20 protein-coding genes are annotated in these 19923 nt (G+C 53.4%); 19 read left to right on the top strand and 1 reads right to left on the bottom strand.

The window, feature by feature from the left end:
- Nucleotides 1-6: 6 nt before the first annotated feature.
- The 15 genes from trpS to trmB all read left to right on the top strand — a co-directional run bounded on the left by trpS (nt 7) and on the right by trmB (nt 13264).
- Entirely contained in the window at nt 7-1044 is a 1038-nt protein-coding gene (trpS, locus tag MXMO3_RS01080) for a tryptophan--tRNA ligase (protein WP_027835759.1), read from the top strand.
- 57 nt (nt 1045-1101) lie between these two features.
- A complete protein-coding gene (locus MXMO3_RS01075) occupies nt 1102-1608 on the top strand; it encodes a universal stress protein (protein ID WP_245985779.1) in 507 nt (168 codons plus the stop codon).
- 122 nt (nt 1609-1730) lie between these two features.
- On the top strand, nt 1731-2294 hold the full coding sequence (locus MXMO3_RS01070) for a NifU family protein (protein WP_117394666.1): 564 nt from the start codon (nt 1731-1733) through the stop codon (nt 2292-2294).
- Nucleotides 2295-2372: 78 nt separating this feature from the next.
- Nucleotides 2373-3068, top strand: a complete 696-nt coding sequence (tsaB, locus tag MXMO3_RS01065; protein WP_117394665.1) for a tRNA (adenosine(37)-N6)-threonylcarbamoyltransferase complex dimerization subunit type 1 TsaB — start codon at nt 2373-2375, stop codon at nt 3066-3068.
- Nucleotides 3065-3550, top strand: coding sequence for a ribosomal protein S18-alanine N-acetyltransferase (rimI, locus tag MXMO3_RS01060; protein WP_051213934.1), 486 nt, complete (start codon nt 3065-3067; stop codon nt 3548-3550). Before tsaB ends, rimI begins: the two co-directional genes overlap by 4 nt.
- A 28-nt stretch (nt 3551-3578) precedes the next feature.
- A complete protein-coding gene (locus MXMO3_RS01055; RefSeq protein ID WP_027835755.1) occupies nt 3579-4040 on the top strand; it encodes a Fur family transcriptional regulator in 462 nt (153 codons plus the stop codon).
- A gap of 8 nt (nt 4041-4048) precedes the next feature.
- Nucleotides 4049-4855: a lysophospholipid acyltransferase family protein gene (locus tag MXMO3_RS01050; protein ID WP_117394664.1), complete on the top strand. Its 807-nt coding sequence runs from the start codon at nt 4049-4051 to the stop codon at nt 4853-4855.
- A gap of 110 nt (nt 4856-4965) precedes the next feature.
- The gene (miaB, locus tag MXMO3_RS01045) at nt 4966-6303 is read left to right on the top strand and encodes a tRNA (N6-isopentenyl adenosine(37)-C2)-methylthiotransferase MiaB (protein WP_117394663.1); all 1338 of its coding nucleotides are present in this window, start codon (nt 4966-4968) and stop codon (nt 6301-6303) included.
- A 60-nt stretch (nt 6304-6363) separates the two neighbouring features.
- The gene (locus MXMO3_RS01040) at nt 6364-7380 is read left to right on the top strand and encodes a PhoH family protein (RefSeq protein WP_027835752.1); all 1017 of its coding nucleotides are present in this window, start codon (nt 6364-6366) and stop codon (nt 7378-7380) included.
- Between the two features lie 6 nt (nt 7381-7386).
- Complete coding sequence (gene ybeY, locus MXMO3_RS01035; RefSeq protein WP_117394662.1) at nt 7387-7872, top strand: rRNA maturation RNase YbeY; 486 nt, start codon at nt 7387-7389, stop codon at nt 7870-7872.
- A 62-nt stretch (nt 7873-7934) separates the two neighbouring features.
- Nucleotides 7935-9053 carry a hemolysin family protein gene (locus tag MXMO3_RS01030; RefSeq protein WP_051213930.1) on the top strand — a complete coding sequence of 373 codons (1119 nt, stop codon included), beginning with the start codon at nt 7935-7937 and terminating at the stop codon, nt 9051-9053.
- Between the two features lie 115 nt (nt 9054-9168).
- The gene (gene lnt / locus MXMO3_RS01025) at nt 9169-10788 is read left to right on the top strand and encodes an apolipoprotein N-acyltransferase (protein ID WP_162889083.1); all 1620 of its coding nucleotides are present in this window, start codon (nt 9169-9171) and stop codon (nt 10786-10788) included.
- Nucleotides 10789-11220: a helix-turn-helix domain-containing protein gene (locus tag MXMO3_RS01020; RefSeq protein WP_117394660.1), complete on the top strand. Its 432-nt coding sequence runs from the start codon at nt 10789-10791 to the stop codon at nt 11218-11220.
- A 141-nt stretch (nt 11221-11361) separates the two neighbouring features.
- Nucleotides 11362-12531 carry a methionine adenosyltransferase gene (gene metK / locus MXMO3_RS01015; RefSeq protein WP_027835749.1) on the top strand — a complete coding sequence of 390 codons (1170 nt, stop codon included), beginning with the start codon at nt 11362-11364 and terminating at the stop codon, nt 12529-12531.
- Between the two features lie 19 nt (nt 12532-12550).
- Nucleotides 12551-13264 (top strand): tRNA (guanosine(46)-N7)-methyltransferase TrmB, encoded by a 714-nt coding sequence (trmB, locus tag MXMO3_RS01010; RefSeq protein ID WP_162889081.1) that lies wholly within the window; start codon nt 12551-12553, stop codon nt 13262-13264.
- Nucleotides 13265-13267: 3 nt separating this feature from the next.
- Here trmB and MXMO3_RS01005 read toward each other — a convergent pair whose 3' ends face one another.
- The gene (locus MXMO3_RS01005; protein WP_117394658.1) at nt 13268-14125 is read right to left on the bottom strand and encodes a DUF6544 family protein; all 858 of its coding nucleotides are present in this window, start codon (nt 14123-14125) and stop codon (nt 13268-13270) included.
- A 218-nt stretch (nt 14126-14343) separates the two neighbouring features.
- On the opposite strand from MXMO3_RS01005, the gene rimP reads away from it, so the two are divergent.
- The 4 genes from rimP to infB are packed head-to-tail and all read left to right on the top strand — an operon-like array spanning nt 14344 to nt 19911.
- Nucleotides 14344-14973, top strand: coding sequence for a ribosome maturation factor RimP (gene rimP, locus MXMO3_RS01000; protein WP_117394657.1), 630 nt, complete (start codon nt 14344-14346; stop codon nt 14971-14973).
- Between the two features lie 27 nt (nt 14974-15000).
- The gene (gene nusA, locus MXMO3_RS00995) at nt 15001-16623 is read left to right on the top strand and encodes a transcription termination factor NusA (RefSeq protein ID WP_027835746.1); all 1623 of its coding nucleotides are present in this window, start codon (nt 15001-15003) and stop codon (nt 16621-16623) included.
- Complete coding sequence (locus MXMO3_RS00990; protein WP_117394656.1) at nt 16556-17269, top strand: RNA-binding protein; 714 nt, start codon at nt 16556-16558, stop codon at nt 17267-17269. Before nusA ends, MXMO3_RS00990 begins: the two co-directional genes overlap by 68 nt.
- 11 nt (nt 17270-17280) lie before the next feature.
- The gene (gene infB, locus MXMO3_RS00985; protein ID WP_117394655.1) at nt 17281-19911 is read left to right on the top strand and encodes a translation initiation factor IF-2; all 2631 of its coding nucleotides are present in this window, start codon (nt 17281-17283) and stop codon (nt 19909-19911) included.
- Nucleotides 19912-19923: the final 12 nt, after the last annotated feature.

Below are 19923 nucleotides of genomic sequence, written 5' to 3'. Positions count from 1 at the left end.
TGATCTATGACCGAGTTTCAAAACCGCCTTTTCTCAGGTGTCCAGCCTTCAGGTGATCTGCATTTAGGCAATTATCTGGGCGCGATCCGTCGTTTTGCTCCCATGCAAGAGCAGTTTGACTGCATCTTTTGCGTGGTCGATATGCATGCGATTACGGTCTGGCAAGAACCTGAAGTTTTGCGCCACAAAATTCGGGAAATTGCCGCAACCTATATGGCGACGGGCGTCGACCCGAAAAAATCCATTATTTTCAACCAGAGCCAAGTGTTGCAACATGCGGAACTGGCCTGGGTATTTAATTGTGTGGCCCGGATCGGCTGGATGAACCGCATGACCCAGTTTAAAGACAAGGCGGGCAAAAACCGCGAAAACGCGTCTTTGGGTCTTTATGCCTATCCAAGCCTGATGGCGGCGGACATCTTGCTCTATCGTGGCACCCACGTGCCGGTGGGCGACGACCAAAAACAACATTTGGAACTGACCCGCGACATCGCGCAAAAATTCAACAATGATTTTAAAAAACAAATCATTGAGGAGGGCTTTGAAAGCGGTGAGTTTTTCCCACTGACCGAGCCGCTTATTTCTGGTCCGGCCATGCGGATCATGTCACTGCGCGACGGTTCGAAGAAGATGTCAAAATCTGACCCGTCAGAAATGGCGTGTCTGGGTTTGATGGACAGTGCAGACGAGATTGCAAAGAAACTGCGCAAGGCCAAAACGGACCCGGAACCCTTGCCTTCTGAGCTTGATGGCTTGGCGGAGCGTCCCGAAGCGCGCAATCTGGTCGAGATCTATGCGGCGTTGGCCAATATCTCCTCTGAAGATGTTCTCAAAGAGTATGGCGGTCAGGGCTTCGGCGCGTTTAAACCGGCATTGGCGGAATTGGCGGTGGAAAAACTCGCCCCGATTTCTGAAGAAACAAAACGCATGTTGGCGGACCCGGCTGAAGTGGACAATATTTTGCGAGATGGGGCCGATCGTGCCCGCGAAATCGCAGAAGAAACCATGAAGCATGTGCGTCAAATCATTGGTTTTGTGAGCTAAAATCTGTTCCGCCGAAATGCGCTTGGCAAAAGTGCATTTCGGTGGCAGCATGGCGCCATGATGGTTGAACACGCAGAACAAACGGCCCAAATGCCAGACTTTGGCGGGCGCAAATTTTTGGCTGTTTTGGACGGCACCGAGGAATGCTGGGTGGCCGTAACCTTTGCCGCTTATCGCATGAAGCGCACGGGCGGCATTGTGAAATTGCTCGTTGTGATCGAGCCTGACGATTTCCAACACTGGATTGGTGTTGAAGATGTGATGCGGGCGGAAGCCTATGAGCAAGCCAACCAATGGCTCGATGAAGCCGAAGCAAAAATCGCTCAAATCGGCAATATCGAAGTGGAGCGCGAAATTCGCGAGGGACGCACCGCCGATGAAATTGAAGAATTGATCAGCGAAGACAAAAACATCTCTATTTTGGTTTTGGCGTCCTCTACCTCTACCGACGGTCCCGGCCCCTTGGTCAGCACGCTGGCCGCACGTGGCGCCAACGCGTTGCCGATCCCGGTTGCCATCGTCCCCGGCATTTTGACCGATAGCCAGATCGCTGAATTGGCGTAACGCAGAATTTATCAAATTTTGTTGGATTCAGCCTTGCCTTTGGCGCACAAAAGTCTATTTTATAATCATTCTAAACTAAGTTCGGGTGGTAGCCGCCCGATAGATTATTGGAGAAATCGGTCATGTTCATTCAAACCGAAGCGACGCCAAATCCGCAAACCCTGAAATTCTTGCCGGGGCGAGATGTTATGCCCGGTGAGCCGAAGGATTTTCGCGACGAAGAGGCGGCTAAGATTTCTCCTCTCGCCAGCGCCCTGTTCACCATTGACGGTGTAACCGGGGTTTTCTTTGGCGCTGATTTTATTGCCGTGACCAAAGGCGATAGCGACTGGGCCCACCTTAAGCCTGCTATTCTGGGCGCGATCATGGAGCATTTCATGTCCAGCCAACCCCTGATCAATGATGGGGAATCGGCTGCGCCAAGCGGACAAGCTGAAGAATTCTTTGAAGCAGACGACAAAGAAATGGTCGAAGTGATCAAAGAATTGTTGGACACGCGTGTTCGCCCCGCAGTGGCCATGGATGGTGGCGACATTATCTTTAAAGGGTTCAAGCAAGGCACCGTTTATTTGCACATGCAAGGCGCGTGCTCGGGTTGCCCCTCGTCCACAGCAACGTTGAAAAACGGCATTGAAAATCTACTGCGTCATTTCGTACCTGGCGTTGAGGATGTGCAGCAAATCTAGGCCTTTGCTGGCCAGATGTGCACCACCGCACATTTTTTAACTTGATTTGCGGGCGGGGAATCGACAAACCATTTGCCTATGGAACATGAGCTTCGCCCCCAACACCCCGTCATTTTAGCGCTGGATACAGCGCATCAATATTGTCAGGGTGCGATTGTGTGCGCCAATGGTGAACTGCATCAAATTATCGAGCGGCGCAGTCGTGGCCATGCTGAACGTATCATCAGCATGGTGGACGAGCTTTTGGCGCTGGCTGGCCTCTCGATCAAACAGATTGAACGTTTTGTGGTGACCACGGGGCCCGGTTCTTTCACCGGCCTGCGCGTCGGGCTGGCCGCTGCACGTGGGTTCGGTGTTGCGCTGAACACCCCCGTTTTCGGCGTGTCCACCCTTGAAGCCATGTCCTTGTCCGCCCCGCCACAAACGCCCCATAAGGTGGTGTTTGATGCCCGTCGCGACCAGCACTATTTGCAAAATTTCTCCGCCCCCGGCATGGCCAATGGCGCCCCACAATTGGTGGAAAATGCAGACCTTGGCGATCATATTGGCCCCACCGATTTGGTGCTGGGCACCGGGGCCACATTCGCGCAGGCGCATTGCAATGCCAAAGGCGATGAAGCGGCACCAGAATGGCTCGATATTGCCCGTTTGGCCCGCTATGGGGCCTTGTTGGATGATCAGGGCGCCTATGCGCCGGAACCCCTTTATGTCCGGTCGGCGGATGCCAAGCCACAAACTGGAAAATCGATAGCGCGGGAGGCGACGGGATCATGAAAGTTTGGTCAGCGCCCATCGGGCTGCATATTGAAATGGCAGAAAGCCAGGATGCAGAGCAGTTGGCCAAACTGCACGCAGAAGGCTTTTTCCGCGGCTGGTCGGTGCAGGACTTTGTCGCCTATATTGGCAATAAAGACACCCCGATCTACATCGCGTGTGACAAAAACCGCAAGATTGCGGGCTTTTCAATGTTGCGGCTGCAACAAGATGAATGCGAATTATTGACCATCGTTGTGGGCAAGCGGTTTCGGGGCAAAAAACTGGCCAACGCCTTAATGAAAGCCATGTGGCAGGATCTTTATTATTCCCCGGTCACCAAGATGTTTTTGGAGGTGGATGAAGACAACCAGGCCGCCAATAAACTCTATGCCAGCTATGGGTTTCAACAAGTCGGCACCCGCCAAGGTTATTACCCACGGCCCGATGGTCATACGGCCACCGCACTTGTCATGCGCGCCGATCTCGGCTACGCCGAATAACACTGTTTGCAAATTCTAAGAGGTTTCAATGAGCGATAACGGCCACGATAGCGTCAGTCATCTTGAAACCATGTGTGAAAAATCTGGCATGCGCATGACCGAACAACGCCGCGTGATCGCGCGGGTGCTCGAAGGCGCCACTGACCACCCCGACGTGGAAGAACTCTATCGCCGCGCCTCCAGAATTGATGAGCGGATTTCGCTCTCAACCGTATATCGCACCGTCAATCTATTTGAAGAGGCGGGATTGGTGGCCAAACATGATTTTAAAGATGGCCGCGCCCGGTTCGAACCGATTCCCGATGAACATCATGATCATCTGATCGATGTGCGTTCAGGCCGGGTGATTGAATTTCGCAATGAAGAAATTGAAGCCATTCAAGAAGTGATTGCCCGCAAACTGGGCTACAAGCTGGTCGATCATCGCTTAGAGCTTTATGGCGTGCCCCTCAATGACCCGGCTGAAAAAGAGCCAACTCAGGAAGACTGAACAATTCTATGATCATGCGCACGCTAATATTCGCCCTGGTGGTGGTGCCCATCCTGCTTGTGCTGGGCATTGTTCAAAAGATCATCTTGTGGGTGAAACTTCCATTTTGGCACGCGGTGCCGATGCTGGCGCACAAGGTGGTGTGCACCTATCTGGGCATCAAGGTCACCCAAATTGGCGCGCCGGCGGCAAGCAAACCAACGCTTTTGCTCTCCAACCATATTTCATGGATGGATATTCCCGCCATCGGCAGCATTGTGCCGATTAGCTTTGTGGCAAAGGCTGAAGTGGGGCGATGGCCCATCGTCAGCACATTGGCAAAATTGCAAAAAACCATCTTTGTAGACCGCACCCGCAAAACCGATACGGGTCGTGTGGTCACTGAAATGAGCGACCGCATGAATGAAGGGCGCGGCGTTGTGCTCTTTGCTGAAGGCACATCTGACATTGGCAGCCATGTGCTGCCGTTCCGCTCGGCACTGGTGGGGGCAACCCAAGCCGCCATGAAAGCCGGTGATGCTACGGAAATCTACATTCAGCCCATGTGCATTGCCTATACCAAGTTGAATGGGCTGCCCATCTCCCGCGCTGAACGCACAAAGATCGCTTGGGTTGGGGATATGGGGCTAACCGACAATATGAGCGATATTTTGCTCTCCGGCACAAAATCGGTTTCGATCATGTTTGGCGAACCCATGCTCATTGATGGCACAATGGACCGCAAAAAAATCACACAGCAAGCCCACGCGCAGGTGCGCGAAATGCTGGTGGCGCTCAACCGCGGTTTGCCGCTGCCCAAGGCCCATAAGGGCTAATTTTACAACAGTTGAAAATTGGTCATACGGACGGTGGTTTGCAGCCGGGCAAATATGGTGTAACAACTCGCTCCTGAACTTCCCGAATGTGGTGAATTATTGTGTCTGCGATGAAAAAGCTCTTTATCAAAACCTATGGCTGCCAGATGAATGTGTATGACAGCGATCGCATGAGCGACGCGCTGGCCGCATCTGGCTATGAAGCCACCACCGAGATCAACGATGCTGATCTTGTGGTGCTCAACACCTGTCATATCCGCGAAAAGGCGGCAGAAAAGGTCTATTCAGAGCTGGGCCGCCTGCGCATTTTGCGCAAATCACAAGAAGCCAAGGGCAAGAAAATGATGATCGGCATCGCCGGTTGTGTGGCACAGGCCGAAGGCGAAGAGATTATGCGGCGCGCGCCAGTTGTCGACTTGGTGTTTGGCCCGCAATCCTATCACAAGCTGCCTGAATTGGTGGGCCGCGCCGCCAATGAAAAAGTGGTGGAAACCGATTTCCCCGCCGAAGACAAGTTTGAGCATTTGCCCAAAGCGAAAAGGGAAACCACCATTGCGCGTGGCCTGACCTCATTTCTGACCGTGCAGGAAGGTTGCGACAAATTCTGTTCCTTCTGCGTGGTGCCTTATACCCGTGGCGCTGAAGTTTCGCGCCCCATCGCGCAAGTGGTCGCCGAGGCGCAAAACCTCGTGGATGGCGGCGTGAAGGAAATTACCCTGTTGGGCCAGAATGTGAACGCTTATCACGGGCTCGACGAGAAGGGGAACAGCAAGGGGCTGGCTGACCTGATCTATCGCTTGGCCGATATTAAGGGGCTGGATCGACTGCGCTACACCACGTCGCACCCGCGCGACATGGATGACGCTTTGATTGAGGCGCATCGTGACCTCGATATGCTGATGCCTTATCTGCATTTGCCGGTTCAGGCCGGGTCGGACAAAATTTTGAAGAGCATGAACCGCCAGCACACGGCGAAAGAATATATGGATTTGATCGATCGCATTCGCACCGCGCGTCCTGACCTGGCGCTATCAGGCGACTTCATTGTCGGCTTCCCCGGCGAGACGGAAGAAGATTTTGAAGCCACCATGCAATTGGTGAAAGACGTTCACTACGCCGCGGCCTATTCGTTCAAATACTCCACCCGTCCCGGCACGCCGGGCGCCGAGATGGACGAGCAAGTGCCCGAAGACGTGAAATATGAGCGGTTGCAGCGCCTGCAAGAGTTGCTCAACGCCCAGCAAAAAGAGTTCAACCAATCCTGTGTTGGCCAGACATTCCCGGTGCTCTTTGAGAAAAAAGGCCGCGATGAGGGGCAGATCGTGGGGCGCTCGCCCTATCTGCAACCGGTACAAGTTGATGCAGATTTGTCTCTAATTGGCACAATTCAGCAAGTTTCTATGCATGATACGGGCAAATTTTCACTCTTTGGTAAGATTGTCACATAATAATCCCAATAATACGTATAGTTAGGATAGGGCTTAAACTTGATTCGACAGGAGCGCTGATTGACAAAAACTTGGTCGCCTGAGGGCCAGCAAAACACCACCAATGACGTGGAACTTGCTTTTGAAGATAACCGGCTGGTATCCCAGCTTTATGGTGAATTTGACCAAAATCTTGCGCTGATCGAACAAAAACTGGGCATCCAAACCATTTCGCGCGGCAATCATGTGTTTTTGTCCGGCAGCAATGTGGCCGTAGATCAAGCCCGTCGCACCCTGGAAACGCTTTATGAAATGCTGGAGAAGGGTCAGGCCGTCACCCCTGGTGAGGTAGACGGGGTCATCCGCATGATTTTGACTGAAGATAGCCAATTAACGCTGCCCACATTTGAAAAACGGGGCCGCGTGCGCATGGCGCAAATCGCCACCCGCAAATCGACCATTGTTGCCCGCTCACCGGCGCAGGATGGCTATATCCGCGCCATGGATCGGCAAGAATTGGTGTTTGGCGTCGGGCCTGCGGGCACCGGCAAGACTTATTTGGCCGTGGCCTATGCAGCCACATTGCTGGAGCGCGGTGAGATCAACCGCATTATCCTGTCGCGCCCTGCCGTGGAAGCGGGCGAGCATTTGGGCTTTTTGCCTGGTGATTTGAAGGAAAAGGTCGATCCCTATCTGCGCCCGCTCTATGACGCTCTATACGATATGATGCAGCCTGAAATCGTGGAACGCTGCTTGGAAAGCCAAACCATCGAGGTGGCACCTTTGGCCTTTATGCGGGGCCGCACCTTGTCGAACGCCGTTGTGATTTTGGACGAAGCCCAAAACACCACCACCCAGCAAATGAAGATGTTTTTGACCCGTTTGGGCGAAAATTCAAAAATGATCATCACGGGCGACCCGAGCCAGATCGACCTGCCTCGTGGCGTGCGGTCCGGCCTGGTTGAGGCGTTGGATTTGCTCAATGGCGTCAAAGGCATTCAAATCACCCGCTTTAGCGATAAAGACGTGGTGCGCCATGAGCTGGTGGCACGGATCATCCGCGCTTATGACGGCAAATCACAAGACGACGAGGCGTAGCGCCAGATGGCGAACCATAATATCGAGATCGATATTTTGCGGAATGATGAGCGGTGGCCCGAACATTTCGCAGACGATGTCGACGCAATTGTGGCCACGGTTTTGAATACCTTAGAGCTTGAAGCAGAAGGGCCCGCGGAGCTTTCCCTGCTGCTGACAAATGACGAAGAGCAGCAAAAACTGAACACCGACTGGCGCGCAAAAGAGCAAAGCACCAATGTGCTGTCTTTTCCGCAAATTGAGCCAGATGAGGCCATTGAAGGCATGTTGGGCGACATCTCTTTTGCCTTTGAAACAGTGCAAAAAGAGGCCGAGGCGGAACATAAGCAATTCCACCATCATTTCGCCCATTTGCTTGTGCATGGCTTCTTGCATATTCTAGGCTACGATCATTTGACGGATCGTGAGGCAGAGGAAATGGAAGCAGCGGAGCGTAAAATCCTGGCGCGACTTGACATTGCCGACCCCTATGCCGACATAGTTGAACAATAATTGGCCGTAAATTGTATGGGCCACAAGGACGGAGATAAAACGGTTTTTTAAAGCCGATCGACATGAACGACAAAGATCAATCTATCGCCGCGGCGGATCGGCCGCATCGCCAAAATGGCGACCATACTTCTCACACCGAAGAAGTCCCCCGTTCATTCTGGGCGCGTTTGCGCGCCAAGCTCACTGGCAAAGCCCCGTCGTTGCGCGAAGATTTGCAAGTCGCGCTGGATGATAATAACCACACCGAAGGCGATGGCGCCTTTTCCGCCGGTGAAAAAGCGCTGATTCAGAATGTCTTGAATTTGGCGCACACGCGCGTGGAAGATGTCATGGTGCCGCGCGCCGATATTGAAGCGTGCGAAGACAATGCGTCCATGTCCTATTTGATCGCGCGTTTCCGCGAAGCAGGCCACTCGCGCCTGCCCATCTATGGCGACAATCTCGATAACATTATCGGCATGATCCATATTAAGGATCTGCTTTTGTCTCTTGCCGAGCCGCAAAATGAAGCTGAAAAGCCAGATCAACCGGAAAAGCTGAAAAGCCCACTTTTGCGCACGCAGATTTCCAAACAACGCAAAATGGTGCGCGACGTGCTGTTTGTGCCCCCCTCTATGCCTGTGGCGACTTTGCTGCAACGCATGCAGACCACCCGCGTGCACATGGCCATCGTTGTGGATGAATATGGCGGCACGGATGGTTTGGTGACCATTGAAGATTTGCTCGAAGCGGTTGTGGGCGACATTGAAGATGAACATGATGAAGCCGAAGTCAGCCACGTTCGGCGCGTAGATGAAAATACGGTGATTGCCGACGCGCGGGTGGAATTGGAAGATTTGGCTGAAGAATTGGGCCCAAATTTCCAACCCGGCGAAGCGGCCAACGAAGTGGACACACTTGGCGGACTGATCATCAATCTAGTAGATCGCGTGCCGGTGCGGGGCGAAGTGATTGCCAAAGTGCGTGGTTTTGAATTCGAAATCTTGCAGGCCGACCCCCGGCGTGTGAAGAAAATCAAGATCACTCGTCGTCGTCGCGGCCTTAGAGGGCGCGGTCGGAGCACCACTATGGGCGAATATGCAACGACCACCCAGCATATTGACGCAACGCGCGCGCGACGGTCCAAAACCCCCGAAGCCAGCAACGATCCGGAAAAAGAAAAGGCCTCTGCCGCAGGTTAGGCCATTTTCGCCATTGAAGTTGGCGCCAAATCAGGATTCACTTGCCCGCAAATTAAAGCAAGACTGGCCATGCAAATGGCCCATTTGGCTGTGGCCATAGGGAAGGGAATGCGTCGTGAGACTAAGCGCGATTGCCGATTGGTGTATGTTGTCCCACGGGCCAAAGCGCTACGCGGCCCTGTTTAGTGCGGGGGCGTTGGCGGCATTGGCGCTGCCCCCGTTCAATATTCTACCACTATTCTTTTTCGGCATCGCGGCGTTGGTGTGGTTTCTCGATGGGGTTGAGTTTCAATCGGGTTGGCGCAGGCTTTTCGGCCCGGCATTTTGGACCGGATGGACGTTTGGCTTTGGCTATTTCGCCGTGGGGTTGCATTGGCTTGGTGCAGCCTTCTTTATCGATGGCGATCTGTTTTTGTGGGCGCTCCCCTTAGGCGTTTTGGGTCTGCCCGCGTTTCTTGCCCTATTTTGGGGTTTGGCCACCGCTGCCGCGCATTTGCTCTGGTCTGACTACGCCCAGCGCATCTTCGCCCTAGCGGCCTTTATCGCCCTGTTTGAGTTTTTGCGCGGCATCGTCTTGACCGGGTTGCCCTTCAATGTGCCCGGCTATGTGCTGACCGCACATCCCTATTTGATGCAATCAGCGGCTTTTTTCGGGGTGCATGGGCTAAGCTTTTTCGCCCTGTTGATTGGGGCCAGCTTTGCCCTGTGGTTTTCGCCCTTGGCGCAGGATCGGGCAAAATATTTGCCCGTGTTGAGCCTCGTGGCACTGGCCGTAATGACTGGGCTGGGCGCGTGGCGCTATCATCAGCCGACATTTGAAATGCGGCCAGAAATGCGGTTGCGATTGGTGCAACCCAATATTCCGCAAAATCAAAAATGGGACCCGCAATATAGAGACGCGATATTCAATTCCTTATTAGGCTTGTCACAAACCCGAATTGACGCCAACGACCCTGGCTTGATCGGCACCACCCATCTAATCTGGCCCGAAAGTGCGTTTCCCTTTTACGTGGCTGAAGAGCCCGAAGCCTTGGCCCGCATTGCCCGCATGTTGCCAAAGGACACATTGCTGATCACCGGCGCGGCGCGGCGCAATTATGATTTTGGCGGATTTTCCGAGGCGGGCGGCGATGTCTTTAATGCCATATTGGCGATTAATGATGAGGGTGAAATCATCGCCTCCTACGACAAACAGCGCCTGGTGCCTTTCGGCGAATATTTGCCGCTCAAGCCGCTATTAACCCAATTGGGCTTGCGCAAATTTGTGGCGGCTGCCGATAGTTTTGTGAAGGGCAAGGAAACAGGGTTGGCCTTTGCGCCGCAAAACACCCCATCGCTTTTGCCACTGATTTGCTATGAAGTTATTTTTTCTGGCGCCCTTGGCGAAAAAACAGCCAACGCAGAATGGATTTTGAACCTGACCAATGATGCGTGGTTCCAAGGCACGATTGGTCCCGCTCAACATGCACACCATGCGCGCGTGCGGGCGGTTGAGCAAGGTTTGCCGCTGGTACGGGTCGCCAACACGGGCTACACGCTGGTGACAGACCCCATCGGTCGTATCAACGCACAATTGCCGCCGAATACGCCCGATCAACTTATCGTACAAATACCATACCCCCTTGAGTATACATTGTTTTCACAATACAATTACCTCGTTTTTTATATTATTCTTGGCGCATCTATATTTGCCGTTTTATTGCGAAATCGCTGGCGCCACACATGGGAGACTTAGTTGGGACAAACACCACCCCCCCGGCAACCACATGCGATCGACGCACAAGTTGGCGCTTTTTTGCGGCAACGGCGGAAACAACTCAGCATGTCGATGAAAAAACTCGCAGACGCAGCGGGTGTGACATATCAACAGATTCAAAAATATGAAACGGGCACCAACCGTGTGCCCGCTTCTCGGCTGGCCGTTCTGGCCAGAATTTTGGGTGTCGACCCGGGCCGCTTTTATCAGGAAAGTGAAGCCAACGGCTTTGCTGAGGACGGGCAGGATAGCTTTATTGGCAGCCCAGCAGATGAGCGCATCCGTTTGCTCAAAGCCTATGACCTGATCGATAGCGATCACGCCCGTGACACGCTGGTGCAATTGGCCGAGCAAATGGCCAAAAATGGAGATGGCAATATTTCGCCGATGGCCAAAAGTCGACGACGCTGACGATATAACGTTTTCTTTATATCCTTGTTGCATAACAGAAGACCAACCTTTAAGAAGGTGACCCAAAGTGAGTGCTTAGGGTTTGGCAACTGTTTTGCCTTAAAGGTAAGACACTGAGTTATTAGACGAAAGGTTGTGCGCGTGGCGTCTTCTTCATATCTATTTACCTCCGAATCAGTTTCTGAAGGCCATCCAGATAAGATTTGCGACCGTATTTCGGACGCGATTTTGGATGGATTTTTGCGAGAAGATCCCTATTCGCGTGTCGCTGTGGAAACACTGGCCACGACCAACCGAGTGGTGCTGGCCGGGGAAACACGCGGACCGAAAACGATGGATGCGGACCGCATGGAGGCAATTGCCCGCGAATGCATCAAAAATATCGGTTACGAGCAAGAGGGCTTCCATTGGCAAAACGCGCAAGTGGATTGCTATGTGCATGAGCAATCGCCCGAAATTGCCCAAGGCGTTGACGCCGCTGGCAATAAGGACGAGGGCGCTGGTGACCAGGGCATCATGTTCGGGTTTGCCACCAATGAAACCGAAGAATTGATGCCTGCGCCCATTCTATTTGCCCATAAGATTTTGCGGTCTTTGGCCGATGCGCGCCACAATGGCGATGTGCCACAATTGAGGCCCGATGCCAAAAGCCAAGTCACCTTGCGCTATGAAAATGGCGTGCCCATGGGCACCACCTCAATCGTTTTGTCCACCCAGCATGAACGTGGCTTGACCCAAGATGATGTGCGCAAGATCGTGCGGCCCTATGTGATGGATGCGTTGCCCCAAGGCTGGATGTGTCCTGAGGACGAGTTTTATGTGAATCCCACGGGCGAATTTGTGATTGGCGGCCCCGATGGCGATGCTGGCCTGACAGGGCGCAAAATCATTGTGGATACGTATGGCGGCGCCGCGCCGCATGGTGGTGGTGCATTCTCCGGTAAGGATCCAACCAAGGTGGACCGTTCGGCCGCTTATGCTGCGCGCTATTTGGCGAAAAACGTGGTCGCCGCCGGTTTGGCCGACAAATGTGTGATCCAATTGTCCTATGCCATTGGCGTTTCAAAGCCATTGTCAATTTTTGTCGACCTATTTGGTACGGGCAAAGTTGAAGAAGATAAGCTGGCAGTGGTGCTCAATAAGGTGATGAACCTGTCGCCGCGCGGCATTCGCGAAGCGTTGGAGCTGAACAAGCCGATCTTTGAACGCACTGCGTCTTATGGTCATTTTGGCCGTCAACCCGATGCGGATGGTGGTTTTTCATGGGAGCGCACCGATTTGGCCGAAAAAATTCTGGCCGAACTCACTTAAAGGCGCTACATCGCCGAGCATGACTGAAAAAACCAAAAACGAGTTTGGCTTGGAAGCGGAACGTCGCGCCTTTTTTGGCCGCCGCTCCAGCCATAAGCTCTATTCCACCCAGCAAAAGCTGGTGGAGGAGCTATTGCCGCATATTGAGATCGACCTTGAAAAAGGTCAGCCAGATCTCAATAGGCTTTTTGGTGACCGCGTTCAGGCGCCGCTGTTTTTGGAAATTGGCTACGGCGGCGGTGAGCATTTGGCCCGCCACGCGCAGACTCATCTGGAAAACAACTATATTGGCTGCGAGCCCTTTATGGGCGGTGTCGGCAAAATGCTCTCTTACATTGATCGTCAAGCCTTGGAAAATGTGCGACTTTACCGCGAAGATGCGCTGCATCTTTTGCGGGCGTTGCCGGCCAATGCGGTGTCGGGTGCCTATCTGCTTTACCCAGACCCATGGCCGAAAAAGAAGCATCATAAGCGCCGCTTTATTAATCCGGTGACATTGGGGCAGTTGGCACGCATTCTAAAGCCAGGCGCGGAGTTCCGTGTGGCCACCGATATTGAGGATTACGCCGCTTGGGTGTTGGCCCATATAGTGCGCAGTGACGAGTTCAGCTGGCACCCGAAAGCCGCCAATGAATGGCGCACGCCGTGGTCCGATTGGGAACCCACTCGCTATGAGCAAAAGGCGAAGCGCGAAGGGCGCGCCTCATTCTATTTCAGTTTTTACCGCAAATAGACCTCAGAAGAATTCAATCTTTGTCAGCTCCGCTTTAAAAAACGGAAAATAGTCGGGGGTGCCGAAATGGTTGCCCACGATCACCTTTTGCGCAATCTGCATCCCATCAATATCGACAAAACGCTCTGGCGTGCCGCCAAAAGGCTGATATTGAAATTGGCTTGCCGGATTTGCATTGCTCCATCGCTCAATCTTGTAAGCAGTTGGCGCGCCGCGCTCATCGACGCTGATTTCAATGCCATGGCGACCGGTTGATGTGGTTACCCAAGCACGAGCTTTATTGGCGTCGACCTCTTCCCATTCCACGCCATATTGCGGCAACAAGGCAGCAGGCGACCACGCCGCCAACTCAATCAAATAACGCCCTTCTGCCGCCCGAAAATGATCTTTAGTGCCGCCTTCGCGCGCAACAGGCACCAATCCATAAAGCCAGAAGCGCGTCCAAGATTGGTCGCCCCACATGACATCGCTGCCCCCAATCACCATGGGAAAGCCCTTCGAGCGCAACGCCCAGGTAAAACCCTTCTCCGGCACGATGATTTGACGCGCCGTGAACTCAAAATAGTTGGGCTTGTCATTGTCCCCCAAGCCAAGCTCACCCTGCATTTGAAGGCGTACCCTTGCTTGTAACTGAGTTCCGGGTTGGATCGAAAAGGCGAAATATCGCTGTGCAGCCTTGGGCAGATTGGCCACCATTTGCGGATCGTACTGTTCGACAGTTGGTGTGGCCATGTCTTGTGCACTTGAATTAATGCGCTGCAATTGCCACTTGTCAGCCATGTTGAGGGCGTAGAGCGTGCCGGCAGCCAAGACCAGCACCAAGGGCGGCAAAAACCAAATATAGATGAGCTTAAACGACATATGTATTTCCTCGCTAATCGATCCTAACGCGCGTGTCGGTCCAGGCCTTGATCCGCATCAAGTGTGTTTGCCGCGGCGCAATTTTGTCGAGGCGCGCCCCACAAACGCGCAAATGGGTTGCGAACGGGCGAGATTCGGACTATAAAGACCTCAAAATCACAGTTGAAAATGTGAGAGTGGGTCCAGCCGGTCCCGCTCTTTTTTAATATTAGGGTCCCATGAAACAGCTTTTGGACTTAAATGAAACAGCCTATGGCCGCACCGGTCCCGTCGAAGAGCGGGTTTGGGCAATTCTTGCGCCTGTGGCTGAAGATATGGGCTATCGTTTGGTGCGCGTACGCGTCACTGGCGACAATGGCTGCACCCTGCAGATCATGGCGGAAAACGCACAAGGTGATTTCACCATCCAGGATTGCGAAAAATTCTCTCGTGAGATTTCGCCTATTCTGGATGCGGAAGAACCCATTGAGCGGGCCTACCATTTAGAAGTGTCTTCCCCCGGCGTTGATCGCCCATTGGTGCGCCTTTCAGATTTTGAACTTTGGGCCGGCCACGAAGCCAAGGTTGAATTGGCCCAATTGCAAAATGGCCGCAAAAAGTTTCGCGGCATCTTGCAAGGCACTGAAGAGAACAAAATTCTGATCCATATTCCGGATATGCCCAAGGGTGAAGAACCTGTTTGGGCCCTGAATATTGAAGATTTGGCGGAAGCCAAATTGATCATGACCGACAAATTGCTTGATGAAGCACGTGCCCGTCAGGAAGCGGCAAGCCCGCTGGATAATCCTGACGTGGAAACGGAAATTGATGAAGCTGACCACGATAAGGATGGGACAGATGAAGCTTAATTTGATGCCTCTTAAGGAGACAAACTAATGGCTGTCAGTGCAAACCGGCTTGAATTGCTACAAATTGCCGACGCGGTTGCGCGGGAAAAATCAATCGATCGAATGATCGTGATTGAAGCAATGCAGGATGCCATTCAAAAAGCTGCTCGCTCGCGCTATGGCGCTGAGACTGAGGTGAAGGCGGAAATCAATCCATCAACGGGCGAACTGAAAATGTGGCGCCTGTTGGAAGTGGTGGAAACGGTTGAAGAATATAGCCGCCAAATCAGCCTTGAAGATGCCCGCAACCGCAACGATGCAGCGCAACTGGGTGACTATGTCACTGAGCCATTGCCGCCGATTGAGTTTGGCCGGATTGCAGCGCAGTCAGCCAAGCAGGTGATCGTACAAAAAGTGCGCGATGCTGAACGCGAGCGCATGTATGAAGAATATAAAGACCGCATCGGCGAGATCATCAATGGGTCCGTTAAGCGTGTTGAATATGGCAATGTGATTGTCGATCTGGGCCGTGGCGAAGCGATTATCCGTCGCGATGAACTGATCCCTCGCGAAACATTCCGCTATGGCGACCGTGTGCGTGCCTATATTCATGATGTGCGCCAAGAGCAGCGCGGGCCACAAATCTTCTTGTCTCGGACACACCCGCAATTCATGGCGAAATTGTTCACCCAGGAAGTGCCTGAAATCTATGATGGCGTAATCAATATCCGCTCCATCGCCCGTGACCCAGGTTCGCGCGCGAAAATTGCGGTGACATCAAACGATTCGTCCATTGATCCTGTTGGTGCCTGTGTGGGTATGCGCGGGTCGCGTGTGCAAGCCGTTGTCAACGAGTTGCAAGGCGAAAAGATCGACATTATCCCATGGACAGACAGCATCGCCGATTTGGTGGTGTCTGCCCTTCAGCCCGCTGAAGTGGTGAAAGTGGTGCTCGATGAGCAAGTTGAACGCGTAGAAGTTGTTGTGCCAGATGAGCAATTGTCTTTGGCGATTGGCCGTCGCGGGCAAAATGTGCGCTTGGCTTCGCAATTGACCGGCTGGGATATTGATATCCTCACCGAGCAGGAAGAAAGCGAACGTCGCCAGAAAGAATTCACCGAACGCTCTGATTTGTTCATGAATGCCATGAACGTTGATGAGATGGTGGCACAGCTTTTGGCATCAGAAGGCTTTGCGTCTTTGGAAGAAGTGGCTTATGTTGAGCCAATCGAGATTTCTTCGATTGAAGGTTTTGACGAAGAAACGGCAGCCGAAATTCAGGCCCGTGCGTCAGAGTTTTTGGAACAGGCCGAGCGGGAACGCGATCAAAAGCGGACCGAATTGGGCGTCCAAGACGAGCTTTACGAAATTGACGGTCTGAACGCAGCCATGTTGGTGGCGTTGGGCGAAGATGGCGTGAAAACGGTCGAAGATTTTGCCGGCTACACACCTGATGATTTGGTGGGCTGGAAAGAGCGTGAAAATGGCGAAGTCAAATTTTTTGACGGCGTTTTCAAAGATTTCCCTGTAAGCCGTGAAGAAGCTGAGGACATGATCATGTTCGCACGCGTCAAGGTGGGTTGGATCACTCAAGAAGAGCTTGATGGCGACACCCAAGACCTGGACGAAGAAGCTGAAACAGCGGACGACGCAGAAGCGCAAGAGGAGTAAGACGCTGGAAACACCCCTAATGCCACAAGGTGAACACACCATGGGCGAAAAAGTGAATAAGAATTTGCGCACCTGTTGTGTGACCCGCGAATCCTTACCCAAAGCCGATCTTATTCGGTTTGCACTGGGCCCAAATGGTGAGATTTTACCCGATATTGCTGGAAAAGCAGGCGGACGTGGCGTATGGGTGGCTGCAAATAGACAAATTTTGGCGCAGGCGGTGGCGAAAAACGCCTTTGCCCGCGCCTTAAAAGCACAAGTAAATGTGCCTGATAATTTGGTGGAGATCACCCAGGCGCATTTGGAAAAGCGATTGTTGGGCGCACTCGGACTAGCCATGAAAGGCGGCCATTTGGTCACCGGCTATGCCAAAGTACGCTCCGCAATCGAAAAGGGTAAGATTGACGCTTTGATCGCTGCCAGTGATGGCAGCATGGATGGGCGGAAAAAAATGACCCAACTTCTACGCGCTTTGGAGCTGGAAGATGAGGTGCCGCAAATTGATTTATTAAATGCCGAACAATTGAGTTTGGCATTGGGCGGCAAAAATGTGATACATGCAGCGCTGGTAGGCGGCGCCGCAACAAAATCTGCTTTGGATCGGTACCATCAATTGGATCGATTTATGGCTGAGAACAATGGGTGAGTGACGGATATATGAGTGATAAGGACAACGGATCAGATGCAACACCTGGTGGCGGGGGCAAAAAGACCCTAACGCTTAAAGGTGCGCCCGGTGGCGGCGCACGGCCAGGTGGCACACGGTCGTCCAGGACCGTCGTGGTGGAAACACGCAACCGCCGGATTAACCCGCCAGCAGCGGGCGCCAATCGTGCGCGGCCCCAGCAAGGTGGGCCAGCCCAAGGTGAAAATCGTCCCCAGCAAGGTGGCGGCAAGAAGCCCGGACAGCGGCCTCAAAACCGTCGTCCACAGCAAGGTGGTGGTCGTCCGCCAGCACAGCAAGGGCTGACAAGTTCAGAATCTGCTGCGCGCGAACGCGCATTGCGCGAAGCCGCGGCCCGTGCGGATGATGAAGCGCGTCAGGCACAAGAAGCTGCGCGTCGCCGCGCTGAAGAAGATGCACGCCGCAAACAAGAGCGTGAAGAAGCTGAACGGCGCCGGATTGAAGAAGAAGAGCGTCTTGAAGCCGAACGCGTTGCACGTGAAGAAGCTGAGCGCAAAAAAGAAGCGGACAAGCCAAAAGGCAAAGCGGAGGCCCCTGTTGAGGCCAAAGCTGATCCTGTTGCCAATGCACCAGCGGCTGATCCAAACCGCAAAGGTGGCGGCAACAAGCATGACGGCCCACGCAATAAGAGCTTGGTCAATGAAGAAGAGCTGGAGCGCGCCAAACGGGCTGCGCGGCCACAACCTTCGAAAAAGCCAGCCGCGGATGATCGTCGTAAAACACGCTTGACTGTAACCACAGCGCTTTCTGGCGATAGCGAACGTGATCGTGGGCCATCTTTGGCTGCGATGAAGCGTCGTCGTGAGAAGCAAAAAGGTCGCGGACCGCAAAAAGCAAAAGAGAAGATCGCACGTGAGGTAACCATTCCAGAGGCTATTACCGTTCAGGAATTGGCCAACCGGATGGCGGAACGCGCCGTTGATGTGATCAAATTGTTGATGCAACAGGGCCAGATGGCCACCATCAATGATGTGTTGGATGCAGACACGGCCGAGCTGATCGCGGCAGAATTGGGCCACACCGTGAAACGGGTGGCAGAATCTGACGTGGAAGAAGGCTTGTTTGGCGAAGACACCGAGCAAAACCCTGAAGATTTGGATCCACGTGCACCAGTTGTGACCATCATGGGCCACGTTGACCATGGTAAAACATCGCTTCTGGACGCGATCCGGGAAGCCAATGTGGTCTCTGGTGAAGCCGGGGGCATCACCCAGCATATCGGCGCTTATCAGGTAAACCGCGACGGCCGGGAAATCACATTCCTGGATACGCCGGGCCACGAAGCCTTTACCGCCATGCGGGCACGCGGGGCGCAAGCCACCGATATTGCCGTTTTGGTTGTTGCGGCGGACGATGGCGTCATGCCGCAAACCATTGAATCGATCAAACACGCAAAAGCGGCCGAAGTGCCGATCATCGTGGCGATCAACAAGATGGACAAGCCCGAAGCCGATCCAAACCGCGTGCGCAACGAATTGCTGCAACACGAAGTGTTTGTGGAAAGCATGGGCGGCGAAATCTTGGATGTTGAAGTGTCTGCAATGAAAAAGCAGAACCTTGAAGGCATTCTCGACGCGATTATCCTGCAATCTGAAATCTTGGAACTCAAAGCCAATCCTAAGGGCCGTGCGCGCGGGATTGTGGTGGAAGCCAAGCTCGACAAAGGCCGTGGTGCCGTTGCGACCGTGTTGGTGCAAAACGGTGAACTGGCCGTGGGTGACATCATTGTTGCAGGCGCTCAATGGGCGAAAGTGCGGGCCTTGATCAACGATAAGGGCGAGCAAATCAAAACCGCTGGTCCATCGACACCAGTGGAGATTTTGGGCTTTACCGGCGTGCCGGACGCAGGCGATTTGATGGGCGCGGTGGAACACGAAGCCAAAGCGCGTGAAATCACCGAATACCGTCAACGCAAACAGCGTGAAAAATCTGCTGCAGGTGGCGTGACATCGCTTGAACAAATGATGAGCCAGCTCAAAACCGAAGATATGGCCAAAATTCCATTGGTCATTAAAGGCGATGTGCAAGGTTCTGTTGAAGCGATTAACGGCGCCCTCGACAAATTGGCCACTGACGAAGTGTCAGCCCAAGTGTTGATTGGTGGCGTTGGTGGTATCACCGAATCAGATGTGACCTTGGCGGCGGCGTCAAAAGCCATCGTGATCGGCTTTAACGTGCGGGCCAACAAGCAGGCACGCGAAGCAGCTGCCCGCGAAGGCGTCGAAATCCGCTATTACAACATCATCTATGATCTCGTGGACGATGTGAAAGCGGCCATGTCTGGTCTGTTGTCACCTGAGGTGCGCGAAACCTTCATCGGTAATGCGGAAATCCTTGAGGTGTTCAACATCACCAAAGTGGGTCGCGTGGCCGGTTGTCGCGTCACCGATGGCATCGTGGAACGTGGCGCAGGTGTGCGTTTGATCCGCGACGATGTGGTGATCCACGAAGGCAAGCTCTCAACCCTCAAGCGCTTCAAAGACGAAGTCAAAGAGGTGAATGCGGGCCAAGAGTGCGGCATGGCATTTGAAAAATATGAAGATATGCGCGCCGGCGACGTGATTGAATGTTACCGCGTGGAAGAGATTGAGCGGACGCTTTAATCTCACACCGGC

The sequence above is a fragment of the Maritalea myrionectae genome, assembly GCF_003433515.1.
GTDB classification, from domain to species: Bacteria; Pseudomonadota; Alphaproteobacteria; order Rhizobiales; family Devosiaceae; genus Maritalea; species Maritalea myrionectae.
This window is presented reverse-complemented; position numbering and strand designations above follow the sequence as displayed.